At 60.7% G+C, this 23,764-nt stretch carries 22 protein-coding genes; 17 read left to right on the top strand and 5 right to left on the bottom strand.

Annotated features, from left to right (window positions below):
• Positions 1-131: 131 nt before the first annotated feature.
• Positions 132-1,013, top strand: a complete 882-nt coding sequence (locus ACQ4MS_RS00450; RefSeq protein WP_431096981.1) for a patatin-like phospholipase family protein — start codon at positions 132-134, stop codon at positions 1,011-1,013.
• Positions 1,014-1,260: 247 nt separating this feature from the next.
• Here ACQ4MS_RS00450 and ACQ4MS_RS00445 read toward each other — a convergent pair whose 3' ends face one another.
• Positions 1,261-1,806 carry a phasin family protein gene (locus tag ACQ4MS_RS00445; RefSeq protein ID WP_431099649.1) on the bottom strand — a complete coding sequence of 182 codons (546 nt, stop codon included), beginning with the start codon at positions 1,804-1,806 and terminating at the stop codon, positions 1,261-1,263.
• A 278-nt stretch (positions 1,807-2,084) separates the two neighbouring features.
• On the opposite strand from ACQ4MS_RS00445, the gene ACQ4MS_RS00440 reads away from it, so the two are divergent.
• The 10 genes from ACQ4MS_RS00440 to ACQ4MS_RS00395 all read left to right on the top strand — a co-directional run bounded on the left by ACQ4MS_RS00440 (position 2,085) and on the right by ACQ4MS_RS00395 (position 12,353).
• A complete protein-coding gene (locus ACQ4MS_RS00440) occupies positions 2,085-3,032 on the top strand; it encodes a histone deacetylase family protein (protein WP_431096979.1) in 948 nt (315 codons plus the stop codon).
• Between the two features lie 83 nt (positions 3,033-3,115).
• On the top strand, positions 3,116-4,132 hold the full coding sequence (locus ACQ4MS_RS00435; RefSeq protein WP_431096978.1) for an NAD(P)H-binding protein: 1,017 nt from the start codon (positions 3,116-3,118) through the stop codon (positions 4,130-4,132).
• Positions 4,104-4,556 carry an acyl-CoA thioesterase gene (locus ACQ4MS_RS00430; RefSeq protein ID WP_431096976.1) on the top strand — a complete coding sequence of 151 codons (453 nt, stop codon included), beginning with the start codon at positions 4,104-4,106 and terminating at the stop codon, positions 4,554-4,556. Before ACQ4MS_RS00435 ends, ACQ4MS_RS00430 begins: the two co-directional genes overlap by 29 nt.
• The gene (locus tag ACQ4MS_RS00425; protein ID WP_431096974.1) at positions 4,553-5,299 is read left to right on the top strand and encodes a nitroreductase; all 747 of its coding nucleotides are present in this window, start codon (positions 4,553-4,555) and stop codon (positions 5,297-5,299) included. The genes ACQ4MS_RS00430 and ACQ4MS_RS00425 overlap by 4 nt, the downstream gene beginning before the upstream one ends.
• Positions 5,300-5,460: 161 nt before the next feature.
• On the top strand, positions 5,461-5,814 hold the full coding sequence (locus ACQ4MS_RS00420) for an FKBP-type peptidyl-prolyl cis-trans isomerase (protein WP_431096973.1): 354 nt from the start codon (positions 5,461-5,463) through the stop codon (positions 5,812-5,814).
• 166 nt (positions 5,815-5,980) lie between these two features.
• On the top strand, positions 5,981-7,168 hold the full coding sequence (gene pncB, locus ACQ4MS_RS00415) for a nicotinate phosphoribosyltransferase (protein ID WP_431096972.1): 1,188 nt from the start codon (positions 5,981-5,983) through the stop codon (positions 7,166-7,168).
• A gap of 93 nt (positions 7,169-7,261) precedes the next feature.
• On the top strand, positions 7,262-8,674 hold the full coding sequence (locus ACQ4MS_RS00410; RefSeq protein ID WP_431096971.1) for a sodium:proton antiporter: 1,413 nt from the start codon (positions 7,262-7,264) through the stop codon (positions 8,672-8,674).
• A gap of 43 nt (positions 8,675-8,717) precedes the next feature.
• Positions 8,718-9,704, top strand: a complete 987-nt coding sequence (locus ACQ4MS_RS00405) for a 2-hydroxyacid dehydrogenase (protein ID WP_431096969.1) — start codon at positions 8,718-8,720, stop codon at positions 9,702-9,704.
• A 75-nt stretch (positions 9,705-9,779) separates the two neighbouring features.
• Entirely contained in the window at positions 9,780-11,141 is a 1,362-nt protein-coding gene (gene rmuC, locus ACQ4MS_RS00400; RefSeq protein WP_431096968.1) for a DNA recombination protein RmuC, read from the top strand.
• 24 nt (positions 11,142-11,165) lie between these two features.
• Complete coding sequence (locus ACQ4MS_RS00395; protein WP_431096965.1) at positions 11,166-12,353, top strand: MFS transporter; 1,188 nt, start codon at positions 11,166-11,168, stop codon at positions 12,351-12,353.
• Positions 12,354-12,382: 29 nt separating this feature from the next.
• Here ACQ4MS_RS00395 and ACQ4MS_RS00390 read toward each other — a convergent pair whose 3' ends face one another.
• The 3 genes from ACQ4MS_RS00390 to earP all read right to left on the bottom strand — a co-directional run bounded on the left by ACQ4MS_RS00390 (position 12,383) and on the right by earP (position 15,168).
• Positions 12,383-13,246: a TIGR00730 family Rossman fold protein gene (locus tag ACQ4MS_RS00390; protein WP_431096964.1), complete on the bottom strand. Its 864-nt coding sequence runs from the start codon at positions 13,244-13,246 to the stop codon at positions 12,383-12,385.
• Positions 13,247-13,353: 107 nt separating this feature from the next.
• On the bottom strand, positions 13,354-13,908 hold the full coding sequence (efp, locus tag ACQ4MS_RS00385) for an elongation factor P (RefSeq protein ID WP_411883615.1): 555 nt from the start codon (positions 13,906-13,908) through the stop codon (positions 13,354-13,356).
• A gap of 117 nt (positions 13,909-14,025) precedes the next feature.
• Positions 14,026-15,168 carry an elongation factor P maturation arginine rhamnosyltransferase EarP gene (gene earP / locus ACQ4MS_RS00380; RefSeq protein ID WP_431096962.1) on the bottom strand — a complete coding sequence of 381 codons (1,143 nt, stop codon included), beginning with the start codon at positions 15,166-15,168 and terminating at the stop codon, positions 14,026-14,028.
• A 139-nt stretch (positions 15,169-15,307) separates the two neighbouring features.
• Here earP and ACQ4MS_RS00375 point away from each other — a divergent pair, with 139 nt between their 5' ends.
• From ACQ4MS_RS00375 to ACQ4MS_RS00360, 4 genes are all read left to right on the top strand, one after another.
• Entirely contained in the window at positions 15,308-16,849 is a 1,542-nt protein-coding gene (locus ACQ4MS_RS00375; RefSeq protein WP_431096961.1) for an esterase-like activity of phytase family protein, read from the top strand.
• 84 nt (positions 16,850-16,933) lie between these two features.
• Complete coding sequence (gene uvrC / locus ACQ4MS_RS00370; protein WP_431096960.1) at positions 16,934-18,949, top strand: excinuclease ABC subunit UvrC; 2,016 nt, start codon at positions 16,934-16,936, stop codon at positions 18,947-18,949.
• Between the two features lie 127 nt (positions 18,950-19,076).
• Positions 19,077-19,643 (top strand): CDP-diacylglycerol--glycerol-3-phosphate 3-phosphatidyltransferase, encoded by a 567-nt coding sequence (gene pgsA / locus ACQ4MS_RS00365; protein ID WP_431096958.1) that lies wholly within the window; start codon positions 19,077-19,079, stop codon positions 19,641-19,643.
• A gap of 61 nt (positions 19,644-19,704) precedes the next feature.
• Positions 19,705-20,580 carry a DMT family transporter gene (locus tag ACQ4MS_RS00360; RefSeq protein WP_431099648.1) on the top strand — a complete coding sequence of 292 codons (876 nt, stop codon included), beginning with the start codon at positions 19,705-19,707 and terminating at the stop codon, positions 20,578-20,580.
• On the opposite strand, the gene ACQ4MS_RS00355 is transcribed toward ACQ4MS_RS00360, so the two are convergent.
• Complete coding sequence (locus ACQ4MS_RS00355) at positions 20,525-21,502, bottom strand: LysR family transcriptional regulator (protein ID WP_431096957.1); 978 nt, start codon at positions 21,500-21,502, stop codon at positions 20,525-20,527. The two genes, ACQ4MS_RS00360 and ACQ4MS_RS00355, sit on opposite strands and share 56 nt — an antisense overlap.
• A gap of 149 nt (positions 21,503-21,651) precedes the next feature.
• On the opposite strand from ACQ4MS_RS00355, the gene ACQ4MS_RS00350 reads away from it, so the two are divergent.
• On the top strand, positions 21,652-22,530 hold the full coding sequence (locus ACQ4MS_RS00350; RefSeq protein ID WP_431099647.1) for an alpha/beta fold hydrolase: 879 nt from the start codon (positions 21,652-21,654) through the stop codon (positions 22,528-22,530).
• 23 nt (positions 22,531-22,553) lie between these two features.
• Positions 22,554-23,660: a tartrate dehydrogenase gene (locus ACQ4MS_RS00345; RefSeq protein ID WP_431096956.1), complete on the top strand. Its 1,107-nt coding sequence runs from the start codon at positions 22,554-22,556 to the stop codon at positions 23,658-23,660.
• Positions 23,661-23,764: the final 104 nt, after the last annotated feature.

The following is a 23,764-nucleotide window of genomic DNA, read 5'->3' as shown; positions in this document are numbered from 1 at the left end:
ACTTTTCACTTCCTTGCAGTTATTTTCGAAGCCTGATGATGATAAAGCAAATAAGAATCATTCTTGGTCTAGCCCCTATATTTCACAAGATTTCGCGGGGTGCGGGCTGGCTGTCAGGGCTCGTCCTGGCGATGGCTTTGTCATTGCTGGCCGGTTGCACCACCCCTCCCGCTGGCCCTGGCCCCTCCGTTGTGGTGCCACCGGCAGAGGCCCCCGGAAAACCCGTGCGCATCGGCCTGGCCCTGGGCGGGGGCGCTGCGCGGGGTTTTGCCCATGTGGGCGTGATCGCCGTGCTGGAAGAGGCCGGGCTTAAGCCGCAGCTGGTCGTTGGTACGTCGGCTGGCAGCCTGGTGGCGGCGCTTTATGCCAGCGGAAAGACCAGCGCGCAACTGCAGCAAACCGCGCTGAACATGGAGGAGGTCGCCATCACCGACTGGATGTTGCCGATTATTGGCCGCGGCATGTTCCGCGGCGAAGCGCTGGGGCGCTACGTTAACGAGCTGGTAGCGGGCCGCCTGATGGAAAACATGGCGATTCCCCTGGGCATCGTGGCAACGGACCTCAACAGTGGACAGGCTGTGCTGTTCCAGCGCGGCGACACCGGCACGGCGGTGCGGGCCTCCAGCGCGGTGCCGGCTGTATTCGTGCCCGTGAAGATCAGCGGCCGCGAGTATGTTGACGGCGGTCTGGTCTCACCAGTGCCGGTGCGTTTTGCCAGGCAGATGGGTGCCGACGTGGTGATTGCGGTCGACATTTCCAGCCCGCCGGAGGCCAACCTGGCCAGCGACACCCTGCAAATTCTGCTGCAAACTTTTGCCATCATGGGCAAAAGCATCAACCAGTACGAGCTGAGGGATGCTGACGTGGTCATTCGCCCCTCACTGACGGGCCTGAAGAGTGCGGACTTTTCAGCGCGGCAGCGCGCCATCGACTCAGGCCGGGCAGCGATGTTGGCTGCGCTGCCCCAACTGAAGGCGAAGCTGGCAGCCGCCGGCATGGGCATGCCAAAGTAGGTGCTATCAATTTAATAGCTAGCTGCGCTTATTTCGCTTGGGCTAGGTGCCTGAATAATCCAGAACCGGGTCTGCCTCAGCCAAAAAAAAAGCCCAATCTTGCGATTGGGCTTAACTGGATCCGTGAAAATGAATTTCGAAAGGATCCGAGGAGACAAGGGGTCTGGAACCCTGCATTAGCAAGGTTCCTGTGTCAGGCTCCGGGGCCGTTTCCGTACACAGGATGTACGAAAACGGAGGTTAACAATTAACGCTTCTTGGTAGCGGTTTTCGTGGCGCTCGCTGCGGTGGCAGCCACGGTGTTGAAGTTGGCTTCAGCCATTTCGCTGGCTTGCTTGACAGCCTTTTGCATGGATTCGAAAGCGTTGTTCGCGGCGGCAACAGCACTCTTCATGACAGCAACTGCGGTTTCTGAACCGGCTGGTGCGTTTTTGGCGGCGTTGTCGACCAGGCCGACGAATTTCTTCTGCGCTTCTGCGGTTTGACCTTCAACGGTCTTGCCCAGTTCAGCGCCGGCGGCCGAAGCGATGTCATAGAGGTGGCGGCTGTAAGCGGCGGTTTTTTCAGCCAGGGGCTGGACCAGTCCGGCTTGCAGAGCCAGCAGCTCTTGTGCGTCTTTCACGTTCAGCACTGCCTGTGCATGATTGGCGGACTCAGCAAGGGCGGCCTTGGTGGCCTGGACGTTCAGTTCGACCAGTTTTTCAACGCCTTCGAAGGCTTTGTGGGTCAGACCAAACAGGGTTTCGATGTTGGCTTTGTGGGAGGCCATGATTTGTTCAGCGGTCAGCATAATTAATCTCCAGATATAAGTTAATGAGTCTTCGGGTCAATAGTTGCTTTGCGCTGAATTGCTGCACTGCAACATGTCCTTAAGTATAGGGATTAGCCGAGGCATTGCAAGCAGTTTTTGCTGCACTGCAGCATTTTAGGTGTCAAGCCCTATTTACGCCTGAAAACCGAGTGCAAAAGTATCCAAATTCAAAGGCCTGTGGTGCTCGGTATTACATGCTATTGGCTGTTGCTTCAGTCCACAATCGCTAAAACTCTTTGTTTCCTTTCTTTCCGCGCATCTTGCAAGCTTTCTACGCCGACAACTTTGTTTTACCGCTGCCGCCTGGGCACCGGTTTCCGATGGCGAAGTACCGCTTGTTGCGGGATCGCCTGATGAACGAACTGCCAACCGTTCGACTGGCACAGGCGCCGGCCGCTACTGATGGTGAACTCGCCCTCGTCCACATACCAGCTTATGTTGACGCCGTCAGCCATGGCACCTTGCCCCCGGCTGCCCAGAGGGAAATCGGATTTCCCTGGAGCCCGGGCATGGCGGAGCGGGCCCGGCGCTCGGCGGGTGCTACGGTGGCCGCCACGCGCGCGGCAATGGGGAGCCCGGGCCGGGCAGGCGAGGGTCTGGCCGCCAACCTGGCGGGCGGCACTCACCATGCCTATGCTGACAAGGGAGGAGGCTTTTGCGTCTTCAACGACGCGGCGGTGGCAGCCCGGTTGATGCAAGCAGAATGGATGCGCCTGCACCGCCATGCGCGCAAACCGCTACGGGTCGCCATCATCGACCTGGACGTGCACCAGGGCAACGGCACCGCCAGCATTTTCCGAAATGACGATAGTGTGTTCACGCTATCGCTGCATGGACAAAAGAATTTCCCGTTTCGGAAAGAAGCCAGCGATCTGGATGTGGATCTGCCGGATGGCTGTGGCGACGCGGCTTACCTGCAGGCACTGGAGCATGCGCTTGACGAACTGGACCGGCGCTTTGAGCCGGGACTGGTACTGTTTCTGGCCGGCGCTGATCCATACGAGGGCGACCGGCTGGGACGTCTGGCCTTGAGCTTCGACGGCCTGGAGGCGCGCGACCGGCACGTCTTTGACTGGGCCTGGCAACGCCGCATTCCACTGGCGTTTTCCATGGCAGGCGGCTACGGCGTAAATATCGACGAAACGGTGCAGGTGCAAGTGAACACCTACCGGGTCGCGCTCGAGTACTGGAAGCGCTGGAATCCTTAGCTTTTGGCGATTGCTGCTACATTGCCCAGGCCCGTTCGGGTGGCCCACCGCTGGAGCGCGGGAACAACAAGCAAAAAAAGAACATGCAGCCTGATCCCGAAAACTCCCCGACAAGCGTTGCCTCCGGCGTGCTTCGTGTATTGGTACTGGGAGGCACCGGTTTTATCGGCCGCCATGCCGTAGCGGCCTTGCATGGCGCGGGCGCGCAGCTTGCCATCGGCAGCCGCCATCCGGCGCGCCATGAAGGCACCTATCCCTTTGCCCCCTTGCACCTTGTGCGCTTTGAGCAACTGTTGCAGCCCGGTGCGTGGGCTCCCTTGCTGAAAGACGTCGATGTGGTCGTCAACTGCGTGGGCATCCTGCGCCAGCGGCCCAATGAATCCTATGACCACGTGCACCACCGCGCGCCGGCAGCGCTGGCCGTGGCCTGCGCGGGCGCGAACGTCCGCCTCATCCATACCTCGGCCCTGGGTTTGCACGAAGGCGCCAAAAGCCGCTTCCTGTCCAGCAAGCTGCTGGGCGAGCGCGCCATCGCCGCATCTGGCAGTGACTACGCCATCGTGCGGCCGTCTTTGCTTGACGGAGAGGGTGGTTTTGGCGCGCGCTGGCTGCGCGGGCTGTCGCGCTCGCCGGTCCAGTTTATTCCGCGTGGTGCGCGCGGCGGCATTGCGGCGATGGCCGCCACAGATCTCGGCACCGCATTTGCAGCGCTGGCGGCTTTGCCCTCGCTGGCGAGTCATCGAGAGGTCGAACTCGGCGGTACCCGCCGTTACGGCTACGCCGAGTACCTGCGTGAGCTTCGCGCCGACTACACCGGTACCCGGGCGCTACAGATACCGTTGCCCAACTGGGCGGCGCGTGTCGGCGCGCATGTGTGCGATGTGCTTCACTTCTCACCGTTCTCTTACGGGCATTGGATATTGCTGCAACGGGACAACATGCCCGTGCCTAACCGCTTGCCGGAACTGCTGGGCCATGAGCCTCTTCCGATCAGGGCAATCCTGAGCCCGGTCCTCCATCCAAATGCCCACCCTGAGCCCAGCCAGGTTCACGCTGGCAAAATAGGTCCTCATGACCTCCCCGACACGCCCGCAGGCTGAAGCCCGCAGCGCCTACAAAGCTTTCCGTGACATCGGCACCCGCTGGTCCGACAACGATGTGTACGGCCACGTCAACAACGTCGTCTACTACAGCTGGTTTGATACTGCCGTCAACGGCCTGCTGATCGAACGCGGCGCCATCGACATCCACACCGGCAGCGTGATCGGCCTGGTGATCGAAACCCAGTGCAATTACTTCGCGCCACTGGCCTTTCCCGAGCCTGTGGTCGCGGGCATCCGTGTGGCGCATGTGGGGTCGTCCAGCGTGCGCTACGAGGTGGCCCTCTTCCCTGGTGGTCCCGGCGATGAAAACCAGCCCTGCGCAGCCAGGGGCCACTTCATCCATGTCTATGTCGACCGCGCCACACGCCGGCCGGCGCCGCTGCCGCCTGAACTGCTTTCTGTACTGGAGACCCTCCGATGACCCAGGCACCTCCCGTGCTTTCCTATATTTCCCCGCGCCGCCCAGGTGACGCACGCAATGCCGTGGACGAAGCCATCGTCAGCCGCCAGTCGATACGCCAGTTTCTCCCCAGGGCGGTGCCGCGCGAGACCATTGCCCACGTCCTGGAAGTCGCGAGCCGTGCACCTTCGGGCACGAACACTCAGCCCTGGAAGGTCTATGTGTTGCAAGGTGCCAGCCGCGACGTGCTGGTCGAAAAAGTCTGCCAGGCGCACGACGCGTTGTATGCCAACCCCGCGCTGGCCGCCGAGTACAAAGAGGAATACGACTACTACCCGGAAAAGTGGGTGTCGCCCTATATCGACCGCCGTCGCGAGAACGGATGGGGCCTGTACGGTCTGCTGGGCATCACCAAGGGGGACAAGGACAAGATGCATGCGCAGCATCACCGCAATTTCCAGTTGTTCGATGCGCCTGTAGGCCTGATGTTCACGCTGGACCGGGTGATGGGCCGCGGCTCCCTGGTGGACTACGGCATGTTCATGCAGAACCTCATGGTGGCCGCACGCGGCCTGGGCCTGCACACTTGTCCGCAGGCGGCCTGGAACGGCTTTTCCCGGATCATCCTCCCGCACATCGGCGCAGGGGAGGGCGAGATGCTGGTGTGCGGCATGGCGCTGGGGTATGCCGACGAAACGGCGCTCGTGAACACCTTTCGTACGCCTCGGGTACCGGCTGCCGAATTCACCACATGGCTGGACTAGCAGTAGTGCTGCCGCGCATCCCGCGCTGCCATGCTGGTTTAGTTGTTGCGGGTAAAGTCAGGGGTTCCCGGAAGGGCTTGATCCCTGATCCCTGATCCCTGTTTGATCCCTTTCACTCCGGTTAATTTTTCTGTTTTCACCTGTTTTAGAAGGACCTCACCATGAATCTCACTACCACGCCTTCCGGCCTGCAATACGAGGACACCGTATTGGGGACTGGTGCCATCGCCAAGGCGGGACAGCATGTCAAGGTGCACTACACCGGCTGGCTTTATAACGGTGGTGTCCAGGGTGCGAAATTCGACTCGAGCAAGGACCGCGGCCAGCCCTTTGAGTTTTCCCTGGGCGCGGGCCAGGTCATCCGTGGCTGGGACGAAGGTGTGCAGGGCATGTCGGTTGGCGGTACACGCCGCCTCGTCATCCCGGCCGAGCTGGGTTATGGCGCGCGCGGTGCGGGCGGCGTGATTCCACCGAATGCCACCTTGCTGTTCGAGGTGGATTTTCTCGGCACGTGAACCAGCGCGTTTCGATGCGGCGCTGGGCACGTCCGGAAATTCAGCTTTTCGGGATGAAGTGCAAGGCGCACGAAGCGCAGCAACCGGAATGCACTTCGGTACATGAGGATTGCGAGCACCGTGCAACGCCGCAATTCGCCCGAAAAATGGATTTACGGACGTGCCCATGATCATCACCAGCCTGCTCGATACGGACCTGTACAAGTTCACCATGATGCAGGTGGTCTTGCACCAGTTTCCGGGTGCGGAGGTGGAGTACAGGTTTAAGTGCCGCAACGCCGGTGCGGCGGGAATCGGCGATCTCGCTCCCTATGTGATGGAGATACGCGAAGAAATTCGCGGACTCTGTAATCTGCGTTTCCAGGACGCCGAGCTGGCCTACCTCAAGGGCATGCGTTTCATCAAGAGTGATTTTGTCGACTTCCTCGGCATCTTCCGCCTCAACGAAAAATACGTCAGCGTCACGGCCTTGCCCTCGGGCGAGATCGATGTGTCCATCAAGGGGCCATGGCTGCACACCATCCTGTTTGAGATTCCGGTGCTGGCGATCATCAACGAGGTCTACTTTCGCAACACGCAAAAGAACGCAGACCTTGCTGAAGGGCGCAAGCGCCTGGAGACCAAGATCGGCGAGCTACAGACGCAAGGCTTGCGCACACTCAAGATTGCCGATTACGGCACACGCCGCCGCTTTGGCAAAGCCTGGCACGAAGAAGTGTTGCGCACCCTGGTGACACGCCTGGGCACCGGGGCAGGTGGCCAGTTGGCAGGCACCAGCAATGTACTTTTTGCCATGAAGCTGGGCCTGACACCGCTGGGCACCATGGCGCATGAGTACCTGCAGGCCTGCCAGGCACTCGGCCCGCGCCTGCGTGACAGCCAGGTTTTTGGCTTTGAGTCATGGGCCAAGGAATATCGAGGCGACCTGGGGATCGCACTGTCGGACGTCTATGGCATGAGCGCCTTCCTGCGCGACTTTGACATGTATTTCTGCAAGCTGTTTGACGGCGCCCGCCACGATAGCGGCGACCCCTTTGAATGGGGTGAGCGCATGCTGGCGCACTACACCAAGAACCGGGTTGACCCGCAGACCAAGACGCTGATCTTCAGCGACGGCCTGACGGTGCCGCGCACCATCGAGCTCTTCCAGCAGTTCCGGGGGCGCTGCCAGCTGGCCTTCGGCATCGGCACCAACCTCACCAACGACCTGGGCTACGAGCCGCTGCAGATCGTCATCAAGATGATTCGCTGCAACGGCCAGCCGGTGGCCAAGCTGTCCGACACGCCTTCGAAAAACATGTGTGACGATGAAAAGTACCTGGCCTATTTGCGGCAGGTATTCGAGATTGCCTGAATGCTGCCCAGGCGTTACAGGAAAAACAACAATTAGGGAAAAGGCTCCGGGCCGAGGCGGTACGGGCCTTTCCCGTCAATATGAGGAGATGCAATGAGATTTTCACGCGGCGCTGCCATGGTGGCTTTGGCTTTGATGTGTTTGCCGGGGCTGTCGATGGCGGCTGATATCGACGGCGGCAGCCTTTCATGGGCTTGGGGCATTCCCTTTGCCGGCATTCTTTTGTCGATCGCGCTGATGCCGCTGCTGACGCCATCTTTCTGGCATCACCATTTCGGCAAGGTGGCGGCTGCATGGACGCTGGCCTTCTTTTTACCGTTTGCCGCCGTGTTCGGCCCTGCCGTGGCAGGCAGCAGCCTGGTTCATGCGATGCTGGCTGAGTACATTCCCTTCATCATCCTGCTGGTGGCGCTCTACACCGTGGCCGGTGGCATCTTCATCCGGGGCAACCTTCATGGCAGCCCTGCCGTCAACGTCGCCATCCTCGCCATCGGTACCGCGCTGGCCAGCTTCATGGGAACTACCGGCGCGTCCATGCTGATGATCCGGCCGTTGATCCGTGCCAACGACAACCGCGCGCACAAGGCGCATGTGGTGGTGTTCTTCATCTTTCTGGTCTCCAACGCGGGCGGCTCGCTCACGCCGCTGGGTGACCCGCCCCTGTTCCTGGGCTTCCTCAAAGGCGTCGACTTCTTCTGGACGGTCAGGCACATCTTTCCGGAAACGCTGTTTCTGGTGGGCAGCCTGCTTGGAATCTTTTACCTGCTGGACCGTTGGTACTACGCCAAAGAGGGTGTGCTTCCTGTTGATCCGACTCCCGACACCCGCGGCATTGGTTTCGATGGCGCTGTCAACTTCTGGCTGTTGGCGGCGGTGGTGGGCCTGGTGCTGTTCAGCGGGTTCTGGAAGACCCCGCTGGGTATCACCATATTCGGCACGGAAGTCGGCTTGCCTGGGTTGGTGCGCGATGCCGGTCTGGTGGCAGTCACCTTCATCTCGCTGCGCCTGACGCCGGCGAGCGTGCACACGGATAACCAGTTTTCTTGGGGGCCGATGCAGGAGGTCGCCAAGCTGTTCGCTGGCATTTTCCTGACCATCATTCCTGTGATCGCCATGCTCAAGGCCGGTGCGGCGGGACCTTTCGGCGCCATCGTCTCGGCGGTCACGCGACCCGACGGCGAGCCTGATCCGGCGATGTATTTCTGGGCAACCGGCGCGCTGAGTTCCTTTCTGGACAACGCGCCGACCTACCTTGTATTTTTTAATACCGCTGGCGGAGACCCGGCTACGCTCATGACGACGCTGGCCCCGACACTGGCCGCGATTTCCGCAGGTGCGGTGTTCATGGGGGCCAACTCTTACATCGGCAATGCGCCCAACATGATGGTAAAGGCCGTGGCCGAAGAGCGCGGCGTGGCCATGCCCAGTTTCTTCGGCTACATGGCCTGGTCTGGCGCTGTGCTGATTCCCCTGTTCGTCATCATGACCTTCATCTGGTTCAGATAGTCATTCAGATAGTCTTTTCTTTGAAAGAAAGCAGACAGTCCCCATGAGCAAACCCAAAATCCTCGTTGCGCGCGCCGTATTCCCGGAAATCATCGCCCGCCTGGAACAGCATTTCGAGGTCGAGTCCAACCAGAGCGATGAGACCTGGTCCAAGGCCCAGTTGACCGAGCGCCTCAAAGGAAAAGACGGCGCCTTCACCACCGGCGGCGACCGCATCGACGGTGAAGTGCTGGCCGCTTGCCCGGGCCTGAAGATCTGCGCCAACATGGCCGTGGGTTACAACAATTTCGACATTGATGCGATGACCGCCGCTGGCGTACTGGCTACCAATGCACCTGACGTACTGACCGAAACCACCGCCGACTTCGGCTTTGCGCTGTTGATGGCCACCGCCCGCCGCGTCACCGAGAGCGAACACTATTTGCGCGCCGGCAAGTGGAGCAAGTGGAGCTACGACATGTTTGCCGGCTCCGACATCCACGGCGCCACGCTGGGCATCCTTGGCATGGGCCGCATCGGGCAGGGCATCGCCAAACGCGGCGCCCACGGCTTCGGCATGAAGGTGATTTACCACAACCGTTCACGGCTGGACGCGTCGCTGGAGGTCGAATGCAAGGCACGTTATGTCGGCAAGGAAGAATTGCTCAAGGCCGCAGACCACCTGGTGCTGGTACTGCCGTATTCGCCGGCCTCGCACCACACCATAGGCGCGGCCGAATTGGCGATGATGAAGCCAACCGCTACCTTGATCAACATCGCGCGCGGCGGCATTGTGGACGACGCGGCGCTGGCCGCGGCATTGAAAGACAAACGCATTTCCGCCGCCGGGCTCGACGTATTTGAGGGCGAGCCCAAGGTGCACCCAGACCTGCTGACCGTGCCCAATGTGGTGTTGACGCCGCACATCGCCAGCGCGACCATTCCCACGCGCCTGGCTATGGCCAGCCTGGCGGCCGACAACCTGATCGCATTCTTTGGCGGAAAACAGCCTTTGACCCCGTTGAATCCTGGAGTACTAGCTATCAAATAAATAGCAAACCGGCGGGCGCGGCACAATAGACCGTTCGTCGCAACATGACAATCCGCTTTTGAGACACGCACATCCATGGAACCCTGGTTAATCTTTGCCCTGGCCTTGCTGGTGGCTAACTTGCTGCTGTTGGTCTGGCTGCTGGTGCGCAAGCCCGCCGCACCTTCTGATGCGGGCCGGGTTGAGTTGCTGGCTGGCATGGCGGCGGGCCACGACAAGCTCGAACGCGAGTTGCGGCGCGAGATCGGCGACAACTCGCGCAGCAGCCGCCAGGAACTGGCCACCACTTTCGCGACCTTTCAGCAGACGCTGGTGCAGCAAAGTGCCGAGGCCATCCGCACGCAGAACACGCAGATCGATGCCTTCGCACAGCAACTCACCTTGCTGCAGAAAACACTGTCGGACACGCTGAGCACGCAGCTCCAGTCCGTGAGTGAGTCGAATGCGCGCCGTATGGTCGAAGTGCGCGAAACGCTGGAAAAGCAGCTCGCGCAACTGCAACAGACCAACTCGGCCAAGCTCGACGAAATGCGCAAGACGGTCGACGAAAAGCTGCAGACCACACTGGAGGCCCGGCTGGGCGAGAGCTTCAAGCAGGTGGCGGACCGGCTCGAGCAGGTGCACAAAGGCCTGGGCGAAATGCAGTCGCTCGCTCAAGGTGTGGGTGACCTCAAGCATTTGCTGACCAATGTTAAGACACGCGGTATCTTCGGCGAAGCCCAGCTGTCTGCCCTGTTGGAGCAGGTGTTCACGGTCGACCAGTACGCAGCCCAGGTCATCACGCGCCGCGGCGGAAAAAATCCGGTCGACTTCGCCATCAAGCTGCCCGGCCGGTCTGATTCGGGCGAACCGCTGTGGCTGCCGATTGACGCGAAATTCCCGAATGAAGACTATGAGCGGCTGCTCGATGCGCAGCAGCGCGCCGACGTGCTGGGCGCTGAGATTGCCGGTAAGGCGCTGGAAATGCGCATCCGCAGCGAAGCCAGGTCGATCTCTGAGAAATACATCGAACCGCCTTACACCACCGATTTTGCGATTCTCTTTTTGCCCACCGAAGGCCTGTATGCCGAAGTACTGCGCCGCCCGGGGCTGATGGAAAGCCTGCAGCGGGACCACCGCATCACGCTGGCCGGGCCCACCACCTTGCTGGCCATGCTCAATTCGCTGCAGATGGGCTTTCGCACGCTGGCGCTCGAGAAGCGCTCCAGCGAAGTCTGGCAGGTGCTGGGCGCGGTGAAGACGGAGTTCGGCAAGTTCGGGGACGTGCTGGCCAAGGTGAAGTCGCAAACCGAAACGGTGCTCAACACGCTGAGCAGCGCCGAGCAACGCAGCCGTGTGATGGGCAAGGCCTTGCGCAACGTGGAAGCATTGCCAGAGACCGATTCAGCCCGCCTGCTTCCCCTGGATCCTCTTGACAAAGACCTGGACAACCCTTGATGCACATAGCATGACCAGCGCCTCATGACGCCTGAACTTGCACGCCTTATCGTGGCGCAGATCTGCCTGCACGCGTGCATGGCGGGCACGCGCATGGCGGCGCCGCTGCTGGCACTGCGCGAAGGCTACAGCCCTGCCGCTGTCGGTGTGCTGCTGGCGCTTTTTGCGCTAACACAAGTCTTCCTTGCATTGCCCGCCGGCCGGTTTGCAGACCGGCACGGCTTGCGCCGGCCCATCAACTACAGCGTGTTTGCCGCCGTGCTGGGGGCCGGGGTTGCGGTGGCATTCCCGATTTTTCCGGTGCTGTGTTTCGCGGCCCTGATGACCGGCGGCGCTACTGGTGCGGCGGTGATCTCACTGCAGCGCCACGTGGGCCGGGCTGCCGTCGGTGCATTGCAGCTTCGGCAGGTGTTCAGCTGGCTGTCGATAGGGCCGGCGGTGTCCAATTTCATCGGGCCTTTTTCGGCCGGCCTGCTGATTGACCACGTGGGTGCCATGCCGGGCAGCACCTCGGGTTACCGCGCGGCGTTTTTTCTGATGGCCGTGCTGCCGCTGGCCAGCTGGTTCCTGGTGCGCAAGACCCGGGAGCTGCCGCCGGTGATCGCTGCCAGCGGTGGCCCGCAACCCAGGGCCTGGGATTTGCTGCGCCAGGCGACGTTTCGCCGCCTGATGCTGGTGAACTGGTTTTTGTCGTCCTGCTGGGACGTGCATACCTTTGTCGTGCCGGTGCTGGGCTTTGAAAGAGGCATCAGCGCGTCGGTGATCGGCACCATTCTCGGCGCTTTTGCGGTGGCGGCAGCGTTGATTCGCATGGTGATGCCGCTGGTGGCGGCGCATTTGCGCGAATGGAAGGTGCTGACAGCCTCCATGCTGACGACAGCGATGCTGTTCGGCATATATCCGCTCATGCATTCGGCAATCGGCATGGGGATATGTTCCGTCCTGCTCGGGCTGGCGCTGGGCATGGTGCAGCCCATGGTGATGAGCATGCTGCACCAGATCACCCCGGAGGCGCGCCACGGCGAGGCGCTGGGGCTGAGGCTGATGGCAATCAATGCCTCCAGCGTGGTGATGCCAATGCTCTTCGGCACGGCCGGCGCGCTGGTGGGAATTGCCGGCGTGTTCTGGACTACCGGCGCGGTGGTAGGGGCTGGGTCCCGTGCTGCCTGGCTGCTCAGGAACAGCATGCCCGCGCATGACACCAAGCCCTGACGGTCTGAAGGCCTGAAGGCCCTAAACCCCTAAAGACGGTAAAAGTTCTTGATCAGGTCCCAGGCGACCTGCGCGTCATCTACATACTGGAAGAGCTTCAGGTCATTGGGCGATATCACGCCTTCTTCCACCAGCATGTCGGTGTTGAGCAGGCGCTTCCAGTAGCTGCTGCCGAAAAGAATGATGGGCACCGGCTTGGCCTTGCGGGTCTGCACCAGCGTGATGACTTCAAAGAGCTCGTCCAGCGTGCCAAAGCCGCCCGGAAACACCACAAGTGCCTTGGCGCGCATCATGAAATGCATCTTGCGCAGCGCGAAGTAGTGAAACTTGAATGACAGCTCAGGCGGCACGTAAGGGTTGGCCGCTTCTTCCATGGGCAGGGCGATCGCCAGGCCCACGCTCAGGCCACCGGCCTCGTGCGCGCCGCGGTTGGCCGCCTGCATGATGCCGGGGCCGCCGCCTGTGCAGATGAACAGTTTTGTTTCTGGCGGCTTGTCCTCGCTGTACTGGGCGACCAGCTTGCCGAACGCGCGCGCCTTTTCGTAGTAGTGGGCGTTGCGCGCCAGCTTGCGCGCGCGGTCTATCACTTCGACGTCCCCGCTGGCTTCGGCCTCGGCCACCATGGTGACGGAGTCTTCCTCGCTGCGGAACCGGGCGCTGCCGAAGACAACCACCGTGTTTTCAATCCCGTGGGCTTGTTGTTCCAGGTCGGGTTTGAGCAGTTCCAGCTGGAACCGGATCCCCCGTGTTTCGCGCCGCAGCAAAAACTCCGGGTCGGCAAAGGCGAGCCGAGAGGCATCTGCTTCAAGCGGATTGCCTTCACTGGCATGGGCCTGCAGTTCAGCCCAGGCGTTGGCCAGGCGACTTACGGATAGGTCTTGTTTTTGTTCCATGAGCTATTGTGAACGATCAGGCCAGGAGTCTGCTTTCTTCAGGGAGCGTCCGTAGTAAAAGCAAAAAGGCTCCGAAAGGAGCCTTTTTTGAAGTGCCGAAGCAATGCTTAGACGCGCTTGCGGTATTCGCCGGTACGCGTGTCGATTTCGACCACATCGCCCTGCGCCACAAAAATGGGCACGCCGATTTCAAAACCGGTAGCGATCTTGGCAGGCTTCAGGACCTTGCCGGAGGTGTCGCCCTTGACGGCGGGTTCGGTCCAGGTGATTTCGCGCTGGACGCTGGTGGGCAGCTCAACCGAAATGGCCTTGCCGTCATAGAACACGACTTCCAGCTCCATGCCGTCCTGCAGGTAGTTAAGGGAGTCACCCATGTTTTCGGCTTCGACTTCGTACTGGTTGTACTCGGAGTCCATGCAGACATACAGCGGGTCGGCGAAATAGGAGTAGGTGCAATCCTTCTTGTCGAGGACGATCTGGTCAATCTTGTCGTCGGCCTTGAACACGACTTCGGTGTTGAAGTTGGCAACCAGGCTTTTGAGCTTCATGCGCACGGTGGCGGAATTGCGCCCACCGCGGCTGTATTCGGTCTTGAGCACCACCATCGGGTCTTTGCCGTTCATGATGACGTTGCCGGCGCGGATTTCTTGAGCGATTTTCATAGCAGTTTTACTGAGGTAGGCCGCTAAACGCTTGCACCCGTGTGCAGGTTCCGCGGCGGGTTGTGCGGGCCGCCCAGGTTGGGTCGATCTTCAGGTTGATCCGCAAAGCCTATGATTTTAACGTTTTTTTGCCACAAAGCCGAGCAGCCGGGTGCACAGGTCGTCTTGAGCCATCAGGCGTGTACGGACAGTCCCTGCTGCCGCTTGCCAGGACACCAGATCAACAGGCAGGGGGCCCGCGTCATCAATGACGGATGGTGGCGCTGGGTTGCTGTTCCAGGCAATGTGTACGGCCTGTAATGAAGGGGGGGCCTGCAGCATGTCCAGGAAAGCGTGCAATTTGGCGAGGTGAGCGTCGTCTTGCTGCGGATAGATATGCCATACAAATGGCTTGCCGGCCCAGAGCGCCCGCACCAACGAGTCTTCGCCGCGTACGAAATTCAGGTCGCAGGCCCAGAGCAGGTGGTCAAACTGGGTTTGCTCCAACAGTGGAAGGTATGAAATTGATAGCTGCTCGCGCCCGTCCTTATTGGGCTGTAGCCGGTTTTGACCATCAAAAGCGGCACGAACGGCGTTTGCGGCGCGGCCGGCAGCCACCAGCAGGTGCACCGGTTTGCCCTGCAGGCCATGCCCGGAAAATTGCGTCAGCAGGGCTTTGAGAACGGAGGGCTCGTAGCAGAACAGGGACACAAGCGTCTCGCCGCTCCAGTTGATTCCGTGGTTTCTCAGCCAGCTGGCGCGGTCAAAATGCGCCTGCCTGTCCTGCAGGTCCCGCTCTCGCAGCAGTCCACCGGTGTCAGCCGTGAAGCCTGGATAGAAAAACCACTTGGTCCAGCCGGCTGCAGGGCCAGCTTGCACCGGCGAAGGCATGCCGTGGTAGCGCTCGACATAGTCTTCTGCAGACAGGTATTCGAGGTTGATCCATACAGGTTTTTGGCCATCAGGCCAATGTACCTGGGCGCAAGCAGCTATGAATTCAGGAGCAACTTCACAGCCGAAAGCTTCGATCAGAACATCGCAGGGCTGCTGTGCGACCCCTGCGGCGTCCAGGTCCAGGCGTTCCCCGGGCAACCAGGGAAGGACATGCACGCCTTCGCGGCCTGCAGGCGCCATCCATGCCAGCGCGGATGCATCATCCACCCAAAGCCGAACTTTGTACCCCCGTGAGGCGAGGTCGGTAGCCAGGCGCCAGCACACGCCAATGTCTCCGAAGTTGTCAATGACTTTGCAAAAAATGTCCCAAACGCGTGCAGCGGCCATGGCGGTATTGTGATGCAGCCGTGATGCCTGCCTCGTGCCGCGGGACGGGGTGATTTCCCTCCTTTTCCCTCCTTATGTCATGGCCATGTCATTCGGGCTGGTTACAAACCGTCATCAACTTGAAAGGGAGCGCATCATCGTGGTTCTACACAAATCGGCGCCGTGCGCACGGCTTATCGGCGGTATCCTTGTGCTGGCTTTGAGTGCCGGCCTGGTCGCATGCGCCGGCAGTGGTGTTTCATCGGGGGTGCAAGCCAGCGTGGAAAAAGCAGAAACGTCTGTTGTTGATGGTGTGGTGCTGACCAGGCATGTGGTGCAGATTGAGCCCCGCTTTTATGTGCCATACCCCGGTGCGGACAAAGGCATCAAACAGCGTTTTCCCCACGGTTTTCCCATAGCGCCTGGCTCGGGCCTGACCTTGCGCAACAAGGATGCCGACGGTACTTTATGGTTTTATGCGCTGACTGATCGCGGCCCCAATGGCGATTCGCCCGACCTTGCCCCGGGCAACAGCAGCGCGGCTGTCGCCAGCAAGACCAAGAGCTTTCCGGCACCCGATTACGCGCCCAGGTTCGGCTTGATCCGCGTCAGGAATGGGGTGGCTGAACTGGTGTCGGTAACGGCCATCAAAACCGCAGAGGGGATGAACGTGAGCGGCCGTCCGGTGCGGGGTGGTATTGGCTCCTCGGGCGAGGTTCCCTTGACTGAAGCCCTGCAAGCCACCCCGGCCTTTGATGCCCATGGCATTGACCCGGAGGCCATCGCCATGGACCCGGATGGCAAACATGTATGGATCTGCGATGAATACGGCCCATATCTGATGAAGGTGGCCGTTGACAGTGGCCGCATTGCGGCCAAATTCGCCCCGGCTACCGGATTGCCTGAAGTGCTGAAATTCCGCCAGCCGAATCGCGGTTGCGAAGGCATGGCCATCACGCCCGGTGGCAGGCTTGTCATGGCCATTCAAAGTACGCTGGAAATGCCAGATCAGGGGAGCGGTTCGTCCGCCCGGCATACCGGAAAAGCGCCCTTTACCCGCCTGGTGGAGTTCAACCCCGCCAATGGCGCCACCCGCATGTTTGCCTATCCGCACGACGTGGCCAGGTACGGCAAGAGCAAGGATGCCAAGATCGGCGACATCGTTGCCTTGAGCGACACGCGTTTTGTGCTGATCGAGCAGGGCAAATTCAAGGCCGATGGTGAAGTCCACAACCTGCTGGTGGCTGTGGATGTGGCTCAGGCCACCGACTTGACCGGCAAAAAACTGGCGGGTGGTGTTGAGCTTGAATACGCAGAGACCCTGGGCGAACTGGCGGCCGCCGGGGTGGTCCCCGCGAAACGGCTGGAAATCCTCGACTTGCGCAAAAAAGGGTCGGATGGAAAGCTCCAGTTCGGGTGGCTTCCCGAGAAAGCTGAAGGCCTGGCCCTTGTCAGTGACGACACGCTGGCGCTGATCAATGACAACGACTTCGGCGTGTCCGCGCGAATCACGGATGCAGCTGGCAAAGCCTTCAAAATCGATGATTGCAGCGTGGATGCTGCTGGCGTTCTCGGCGGCAACAAATGCAAGGGCACAGCGCCGCTCAAATATGACATCGTCAACGGCAGCGATGACGAGAAGCCTACTCGCCTGTGGCTGATCAGGTTGCCGAAAAAGCTCATGGACTACCGGCCGGGCTAAACCGCCTTATCGAACATGCCGTGGGCGGGGTAGCAGCTCTGGCCGTGTTCTGCCTGAAGCGCCGGTACACGGCAAAATAGGGGCATGTCTGAACGTCCCCCCGCTGAAAAGTTACCCGCCGGCCATACGCCCGAGTTGCTGGCCGAAGTGGCTGCACTGCCCGCCTTGCCCGGCGTGTACCGCTACTTCGATGCGGAAGGCTGTGTGCTGTACGTCGGCAAGGCGCGCAACCTGAAGAAGCGGGTCTCCAACTACTTCCAGAAGAACCACGGAGGCACGCGTATCGGTCACATGGTGACCAGGATTGCCCGTATGGAAACCACGGTGGTGCGCTCGGAAGCCGAAGCGCTGCTGCTGGAAAACAACCTGATCAAGACGCTGAACCCAAAGTTCAACATCCTGTTTAGGGACGACAAGAGCTACCCTTACCTGAAGCTCACCGGCGCGCGTGCCGCTGAGGAAGGAGAAGCGCCTGTGGCGGCGGTGTTCCCGCGCATTGCCTATTACCGCGGTGCGGTCGAAAAAAAGCACCGCTACTTCGGCCCCTACCCCAGCGCCTGGGCGGTGAAGGACACCATCTTGCTGCTGCAGAAGGTGTTCAGGCTTCGCACCTGCGAAGACACGGTGTTCAACAACCGCACGCGGCCCTGCCTGCTGTATCAGATCAAGCGCTGCTCCGCACCCTGTGTAGGGCACATATCACCAGAGCAGTACGCGCTGGACACGGCCAATGCCGAACGCTTTTTACAGGGCCAAGCCCAGGACATCCTGACTGAGCTCGAAAATAAAATGCTGGCGCACGCCGACAAGCTGGAGTTCGAGCAGGCCGCTGAATTGCGCAACCAGATGTCGGCGCTGTCCAAGGTGTTGCATCAGCAGTCCATGGAGATTGGCGGCGACAAGGACGTCGACATCCTGGCCGTGAAAGTGCAGGGCGGCAAGGCCTGCGTCAACCTGGCCATGGTGCGCGGCGGCCGCCACTTGGGCGACAGGGCCTATTTCCCCAGCCACGTGGAAAACGCGACCGACGTGGCGGCGCTGGACGCCGAGATCGACGCGGATGCCCGGCAGGCCGCGCAAGCCGAAGCCGGCGGTGAGGGCGCTGTAAAGGCACCCGTGCTCCCGCCTGCAGGAAAATCACTGGAGGCCCTGGTGCTGGAAGCCTTCATCGCACAGCATTACATTGATGTGCCAGTTCCACCCACTCTCGTCTGCAGCGAAGCGGTGGACAAGGAACTGATGGAGGCGCTGAGCGCGCAAACCGGCACCAAGGTCACCGCCATCCACCAGCCGCGCGAACAGCGTCGCATCTGGCTGGAGATGGCGCAGAAAAATGCCGGCCTTCAGCTGGCCCGGCTATTGGCCGAGCAGGGCTCGCAGCAGGCACGCACGCGTGCGCTGGCCGAGGCGCTGGATTTGCCGCTCGACAGTCTCGATACCTTGCGCATCGAATGTTTTGACATTTCGCACACCGCGGGTGAGTCCACGCAGGCCTCATGCGTGGTCTTTCAGGAGCACAAGATGGTCAACAGCGAATACCGCCGCTACAACATTGAAGGAATCACGCCCGGAGATGACTACGCCGCCATGCGGCAGGTGCTCACGCGACGCTACACCCGCGTGGCCGAAGCCGCGCGCAACGGCGAGGCCAAGCTGCCCGACCTGGTGCTGGTCGATGGTGGCATAGGGCAGGTGTCGATGGCGCGCGAAGTGTTCGAAGAGCTGGGCCTGGACCTGGGTTTGATTGCCGGCGTTGAAAAAGGCGAGGGCCGCAAGGTCGGGCTGGAAGAGCTGGTGTTTGCAGACGGGCGCGACAAGGTTTATCTCGGGCGGGATTCTGCCGCGTTGATGCTGATTGCCCAGATCCGCGACGAGGCCCACCGCTTTGCCATCACCGGCATGCGCGCCAGGCGCGCGAAGGTGAGGGTGGGTGGCAGCAAGCTCGAAGACATCGCCGGCATTGGCCCCAAGCGGCGCGCCAGCTTGCTGCAGCGCTTCGGTGGCATTCGCGGTATTGCCTCGGCGAGCGCAGAAGACATCGCCACGGTAGACGGCATTTCGAAGGATCTGGCTGAGGAAATCTACCGCGCCTTGCACTGATCTGTCAGGTCGGGTCGTCGATACGTCATTGAATGGGCAGACGCATTTGAGCAACAGAAGCCACCGTTTTGGTGCGCTTTGACCAGACGTCCGCCAGACTTGGTGCGGCTCATGCCAAAATCGGGCCATGTTTCTGACCATTCCCACGCTGATGACCTGGACCCGCATTGTTGCGATTCCGCTGATCGTAGGGGTGTTCTACCTGAACATGGCCCCGGCTGAACGCAACCTGATAGCGACCGTGATGTTCGTTGTGTTCGCCGCAACCGACTGGCTGGACGGTTTCCTGGCACGCAAGCTGAACCAGACCTCTTCGTTCGGCGCCTTTCTCGATCCGGTGGCAGACAAGTTCCTCGTTTGCGCCTCTCTGCTGGTGCTGGTCCACTTGCAGCGAGCCGATGTGTTTGTCGCGCTCATCATCATCGGGCGTGAGATCGCCATCTCCGCGCTGCGCGAATGGATGGCGCTGATAGGCGCCACCAAGAGCGTGGCCGTGCACATGATCGGCAAGGTCAAGACCACCGTCCAGATGATCGCCATACCCTTCCTGTTGTTTGACGGTACGCTGTTCGGTGTGATCAACACGCATGTGTGGGGCACCTGGCTGATCTGGATCTCCGCCATCCTGACGGTCTGGTCCATGATTTACTACCTGAAAAAAGCCATCCCCGAAATCCGGGCGCGCGCCAAGTAGTCCTGCCTTTCAAAGCCGAGTCTTGAGTTCTCCATCCTCTCCCGGTGCGTTGATCCGGGCCATGCCCGCCGTGTTCGTCCTGATCTGGAGCACCGGCTTTATCGTTGCCAAGTACGGCCTGCCTTATGCACCCCCGCTGACCTTCCTGGCCATCCGCTATTTCCTGTCTATCGTCTGTTTCCTGGTCTGGATAGCGATCGCCCGTGCCGCCTGGCCGCGAAGCCGCCAGCAATGGCTGCACCTGGCCGTGACGGGTGTGCTGATGCACGCGGCTTATCTCGGCGGGGTCTGGGTAGCGGTCAAAGCCGGGATGGGATCGGGCCTGACGGCGCTCGTCGTGGGCCTTCAGCCGGTGCTTACCGCGCTGTGGGTATCCTGGATAGCGCAAGGCGGCGACGGAGCGGGTGCCAAAGTCAGCAAGCGCCAATGGGCAGGTCTGGCGCTGGGCCTGGGTGGCCTGCTGCTTGTGGTGTCGCGCAAATTCGGGACAGGCACGGAGGTCACTGCGTTGACATTGGCTTGTACCGTGTTTGCCCTGATCAGCATTACCGCTGGAACGCTTTACCAAAAACGTTTCATGCAACCCACCGACGTGCGTACGGCAAACGTGATCCAGCTGGCGGCCGCTTTTGTCGTGACGCTGCCGCTGGCACTGGTCGAAACCGAAGCGATCACCTGGAATGCCCATTTCCTGGGCGCGATGGTGTGGTCGGTGCTGGTACTCACGCTGGGGGGTAGCTCCCTGCTTTACCTGCTGATTCAGCGCGGTGCGGCGACTTCGGTGACCAGCCTGCTTTACCTGGTTCCGCCCACCACGGCCTTGATGGCATGGGTGCTGTTTGATGAACCCATTACCGTGACGACCATCATCGGCACGGCGCTCACGGCGTTGGGCGTGAGCCTCGTGGTGAGGCCCGCGAAGCCGCAGGCCGCGTAGTTTTCCAGGGCGTGCCCTGGAACCGGGCAACGAGGTGGTCGATCAGCAGCCGGATACGCCGCGGCTGGTCCGTGCGGTAGGGAGCCAGCCAGTGGATGTCGGCATCGGGCATCGAATAGGACGGCAGCACGCGCACCAGTTCCCCTGACGCAAGGTAGGGCGTAATGTCCCACAGGCTGCGCAGCATGATGCCGCGGCCCTCCAGGCACCAGTCGCGCACCAGCTCACCTGAATTGCTGGACAGCGGGCCGTGAACCCGCACGCGCGCCGGCGTCTTGTCGCGCTCCCTGTGCAGCGGCCAGATGTCAAAGCGTTGCCCTGCTGCATTGCCGTTTTCGCGCACTATCAGGCAGGTGTGATCCTGCAATGCCTCCAGCCTGTCGGGCTCCCCGTGCCGTTTGATGTAGCGGGGCGATGCCACCAGAACACGCTGGTTCCGTGCAAGGCGGCGCGATACCCACTGCGCCGCTTGCCGTCCCTGTACTGACCAAAGCCAGATGGCTCCGTCATAGCCTTCCAGTGCGAGATCGGGCAATTGTTCGGTGAGCTGCAGTTGTACTTCCACGCGTGGATAGCGCTCCTGGAAATGGGCCAGTGCAGGGCCCAGCCACAAACGGCCAAAACCAAAAGTGGCCGCCAGCCGGATCAACCCCGTGGGTTCCGCTTTTCGCTCCTGCAGTTCCGCCTCGAGCGCGTGAAACCCCTTGAGCAGGGCGCGTGCGCGTTCACAGACCGTTTCGCCTTCTGCCGTGGGGCTGACGCGCCGGGTGGTGCGCTGAAAAAGGCGTTGACCCAACTGGGCTTCCAGTGCGGCAAGCCGCTTGGTGACGACCGGCGGCGCCACATCAAGGCTCAACGCTGCGGCCGTCAGGCTGCCTTGGTCGCGAACGGCTAAAACCAGTTCAAGGTCACTGCGTTCCATTATTTCCTTTCAAGAAACAATTGATTTCCTGATTATTGCTTGTATCGGATCTTCCTGTTCTACACAATCAGGGCTGATTTGGAAAGAGGCAAGCGTGCGATTGATCAATCACAGGGATGAAATTAATCGCGAAAGAAGAAGGCCGATGGATGTTTGAGAGTTTCAAAACGTGCGACATTGACGGCCCGGCAGGCAGCTTGCGCACCTTGCGGGGCGGTAGCGGTGCGCCTTTGCTGCTGCTTCATGGGCACCCCCAAACCCATGCCATGTGGCACCTGGTGGCAGAGGAACTTTCGAAGAAATTCACTGTCGTGATGATGGACCTGCGCGGCTACGGCGACTCCGCACGGCTTCCCGGTGATGCGGCGCACAAGACTTATTCCAAACGGGCGATGGCGCTGGATGCCGTTGCAGTCATGCGTCATTACGGGTTTGAGCGGTTTCAGGTGCTGGCGCATGATCGCGGCGCTCGCGTCGCTCATCGTCTTGCGGCTGATCACCCCGCGCTGATTTCCCGTCTGATGCTGCTGGATGTCGCGCCGACGCTGGCGATGTACGGGAACACCTCGGATGCTTTTGCACGTGCTTACTGGCACTGGTTCTTCCTGATTCAGCCGCCGCCTCTGCCCGAAGCGCTGATTGAATCTGATCCGGTGCGTTATGTGCGCAGCGTGATGGGCAAGCGCCATGCCGGGCTGGCTGCATTTGCACCCGCGGCGCTGGCTGAATACGAGCGCTGCGTGCAGATTCCCGGCACGGCTACCAGTATTTGCGAAGACTACCGGGCATCTGCCACCCTCGATCTGGCGCATGACCAGGCCGACGTCACAGCGGGCCTGCGCCTGGCGCAGCCACTGCGCGTGCTATGGGGGGCGCACGGCACGGTAGGCCAATGTTTCGACGTGCTCGATCTCTGGCGGGAGCGGGCGGCGGATGTGTCAGGCCTGAGCCTGCCGTGCGGGCACTACATTGCGGAGGAGGCTCCAGCGCTGCTGCTGGCCGAAGCCCTGGAATTTTTCAAACCCTGAGTCAAGTAACCAGAAAGATCACCATGAACAAGCGCACCGGAAAGAAAAGAATCGCCGTTATCGCGGGCGACGGCATCGGCAAGGAAGTAATGCCTGAAGGGATCCGCGTTCTTGAAGCCGCGGCCGTCAAATACGGAATTGACCTGCAGTTTGATCACTTTGATTTTTCCAGCTGGGACTATTTTGAAAAGCATGGCCAGATGCTTCCCGACAACTGGAAGGACCAGATCGGAAGCCATGATGCCATTTACTTTGGCGCAGTGGGCTGGCCTGACAAGATTGCCGATCATGTGTCGTTGTGGGGTTCGCTGCTGCTGTTCAGGCGCGAGTTTGACCAGTACATCAACCTCAGGCCCGCACGGCTCATGCCCGGCATCATTGCACCGGTGGTCAGGCGCGACGGCAGCGCACGCCAGCCCGGTGAAATAGATTTTTACATCGTTCGCGAAAACACCGAAGGTGAATATTCCAGCATCGGCGGGAGGGCTTTTCCCGGCACGGAGCGCGAATTTGTCCTGCAGGAATCAGTGTTCACCCGCACGGGGGTAGACCGCGTCTTGAAGTTTGCGTTCGAGCTGGCGCAGTCACGACCCAAGAAACATTTGACCAGCGCAACCAAATCCAACGGAATCTCCATTTCCATGCCTTATTGGGATGAGCGCGTGGCCGAAATGGCAAAAAGCTATCCGGGCATTCAGCTGGATAAATTTCACATCGACATCCTGACTGCACACTTTGTGCAGCGGCCCGACTTTTTCGACGTGGTTGTTGCAAGCAACCTGTTTGGCGACATCCTGAGCGATCTCGGGCCTGCGTGCACGGGCACCATCGGGATTGCGCCCAGCGCCAACCTGAACCCCGAGCGCAAGTTTCCCTCGTTGTTCGAGCCGGTTCACGGCTCGGCGCCTGACATTGCGGGCCGCAACGTCGCCAATCCCATCGGGCAAATGTGGTGCGGCGCGATGATGCTGGAGTTCCTCGGATACAAGGATGCGCACGACGGCATCCTCGCCGCGATTGAAAAGGTACTGAGCCCCGGAAGCGGTGCGCCACGTACGCCGGACCTGGGTGGAAAGGCGGGCACGGTGGACCTCGGAAAGGCCGTGGCGGCCGCGGTCTCAAGCGCCTGAATCCGCCCTGAAGCCGCTTTTTGTCAAGTATGAAAATTACACATCATGCTTACTATTAAGTCGTGAAAGCGTTGAAAAACCGTCTAGAATCCGCCTCCGCACGT

This window comes from Polaromonas aquatica, from assembly GCF_050626995.1.
Classification (GTDB): Bacteria; Pseudomonadota; Gammaproteobacteria; order Burkholderiales; family Burkholderiaceae_C; genus Polaromonas; species Polaromonas aquatica_A.
Note: the sequence above shows the minus strand (reverse complement) of the source record. Positions and strands in the feature narration are given on the sequence as shown.

Excerpts from the sequence above, each read along its gene's own strand:
- ACQ4MS_RS00355 (WP_431096957.1), bottom strand. The coding sequence starts at position 21,502 with ATGGAACGCAGTGACCTTGAACTGGTTTTAGCCGTTCGCGACCAAGGC.
- ACQ4MS_RS00405 (WP_431096969.1), top strand. The coding sequence starts at position 8,718 with ATGAGCAAACCCAAAATCCTCGTTGCGCGCGCCGTATTCCCGGAAATC.
- ACQ4MS_RS00435 (WP_431096978.1), top strand. The coding sequence starts at position 3,116 with ATGCAGCCTGATCCCGAAAACTCCCCGACAAGCGTTGCCTCCGGCGTG.
- ACQ4MS_RS00395 (WP_431096965.1), top strand. The coding sequence starts at position 11,166 with ATGACGCCTGAACTTGCACGCCTTATCGTGGCGCAGATCTGCCTGCAC.
- ACQ4MS_RS00425 (WP_431096974.1), top strand. The coding sequence starts at position 4,553 with ATGACCCAGGCACCTCCCGTGCTTTCCTATATTTCCCCGCGCCGCCCA.
- ACQ4MS_RS00420 (WP_431096973.1), top strand. The coding sequence starts at position 5,461 with ATGAATCTCACTACCACGCCTTCCGGCCTGCAATACGAGGACACCGTA.
- pncB (WP_431096972.1), top strand. The coding sequence starts at position 5,981 with ATGATCATCACCAGCCTGCTCGATACGGACCTGTACAAGTTCACCATG.
- ACQ4MS_RS00450 (WP_431096981.1), top strand. The coding sequence starts at position 132 with ATGGCTTTGTCATTGCTGGCCGGTTGCACCACCCCTCCCGCTGGCCCT.
- ACQ4MS_RS00360 (WP_431099648.1), top strand. The coding sequence starts at position 19,705 with ATGCCCGCCGTGTTCGTCCTGATCTGGAGCACCGGCTTTATCGTTGCC.
- uvrC (WP_431096960.1), top strand. The coding sequence starts at position 16,934 with ATGTCTGAACGTCCCCCCGCTGAAAAGTTACCCGCCGGCCATACGCCC.
- earP (WP_431096962.1), bottom strand. The coding sequence starts at position 15,168 with ATGGCCGCTGCACGCGTTTGGGACATTTTTTGCAAAGTCATTGACAAC.
- ACQ4MS_RS00390 (WP_431096964.1), bottom strand. The coding sequence starts at position 13,246 with ATGGAACAAAAACAAGACCTATCCGTAAGTCGCCTGGCCAACGCCTGG.
- ACQ4MS_RS00430 (WP_431096976.1), top strand. The coding sequence starts at position 4,104 with ATGACCTCCCCGACACGCCCGCAGGCTGAAGCCCGCAGCGCCTACAAA.
- efp (WP_411883615.1), bottom strand. The coding sequence starts at position 13,908 with ATGAAAATCGCTCAAGAAATCCGCGCCGGCAACGTCATCATGAACGGC.
- rmuC (WP_431096968.1), top strand. The coding sequence starts at position 9,780 with ATGGAACCCTGGTTAATCTTTGCCCTGGCCTTGCTGGTGGCTAACTTG.
- ACQ4MS_RS00410 (WP_431096971.1), top strand. The coding sequence starts at position 7,262 with ATGAGATTTTCACGCGGCGCTGCCATGGTGGCTTTGGCTTTGATGTGT.
- ACQ4MS_RS00350 (WP_431099647.1), top strand. The coding sequence starts at position 21,652 with ATGTTTGAGAGTTTCAAAACGTGCGACATTGACGGCCCGGCAGGCAGC.
- ACQ4MS_RS00345 (WP_431096956.1), top strand. The coding sequence starts at position 22,554 with ATGAACAAGCGCACCGGAAAGAAAAGAATCGCCGTTATCGCGGGCGAC.
- pgsA (WP_431096958.1), top strand. The coding sequence starts at position 19,077 with ATGTTTCTGACCATTCCCACGCTGATGACCTGGACCCGCATTGTTGCG.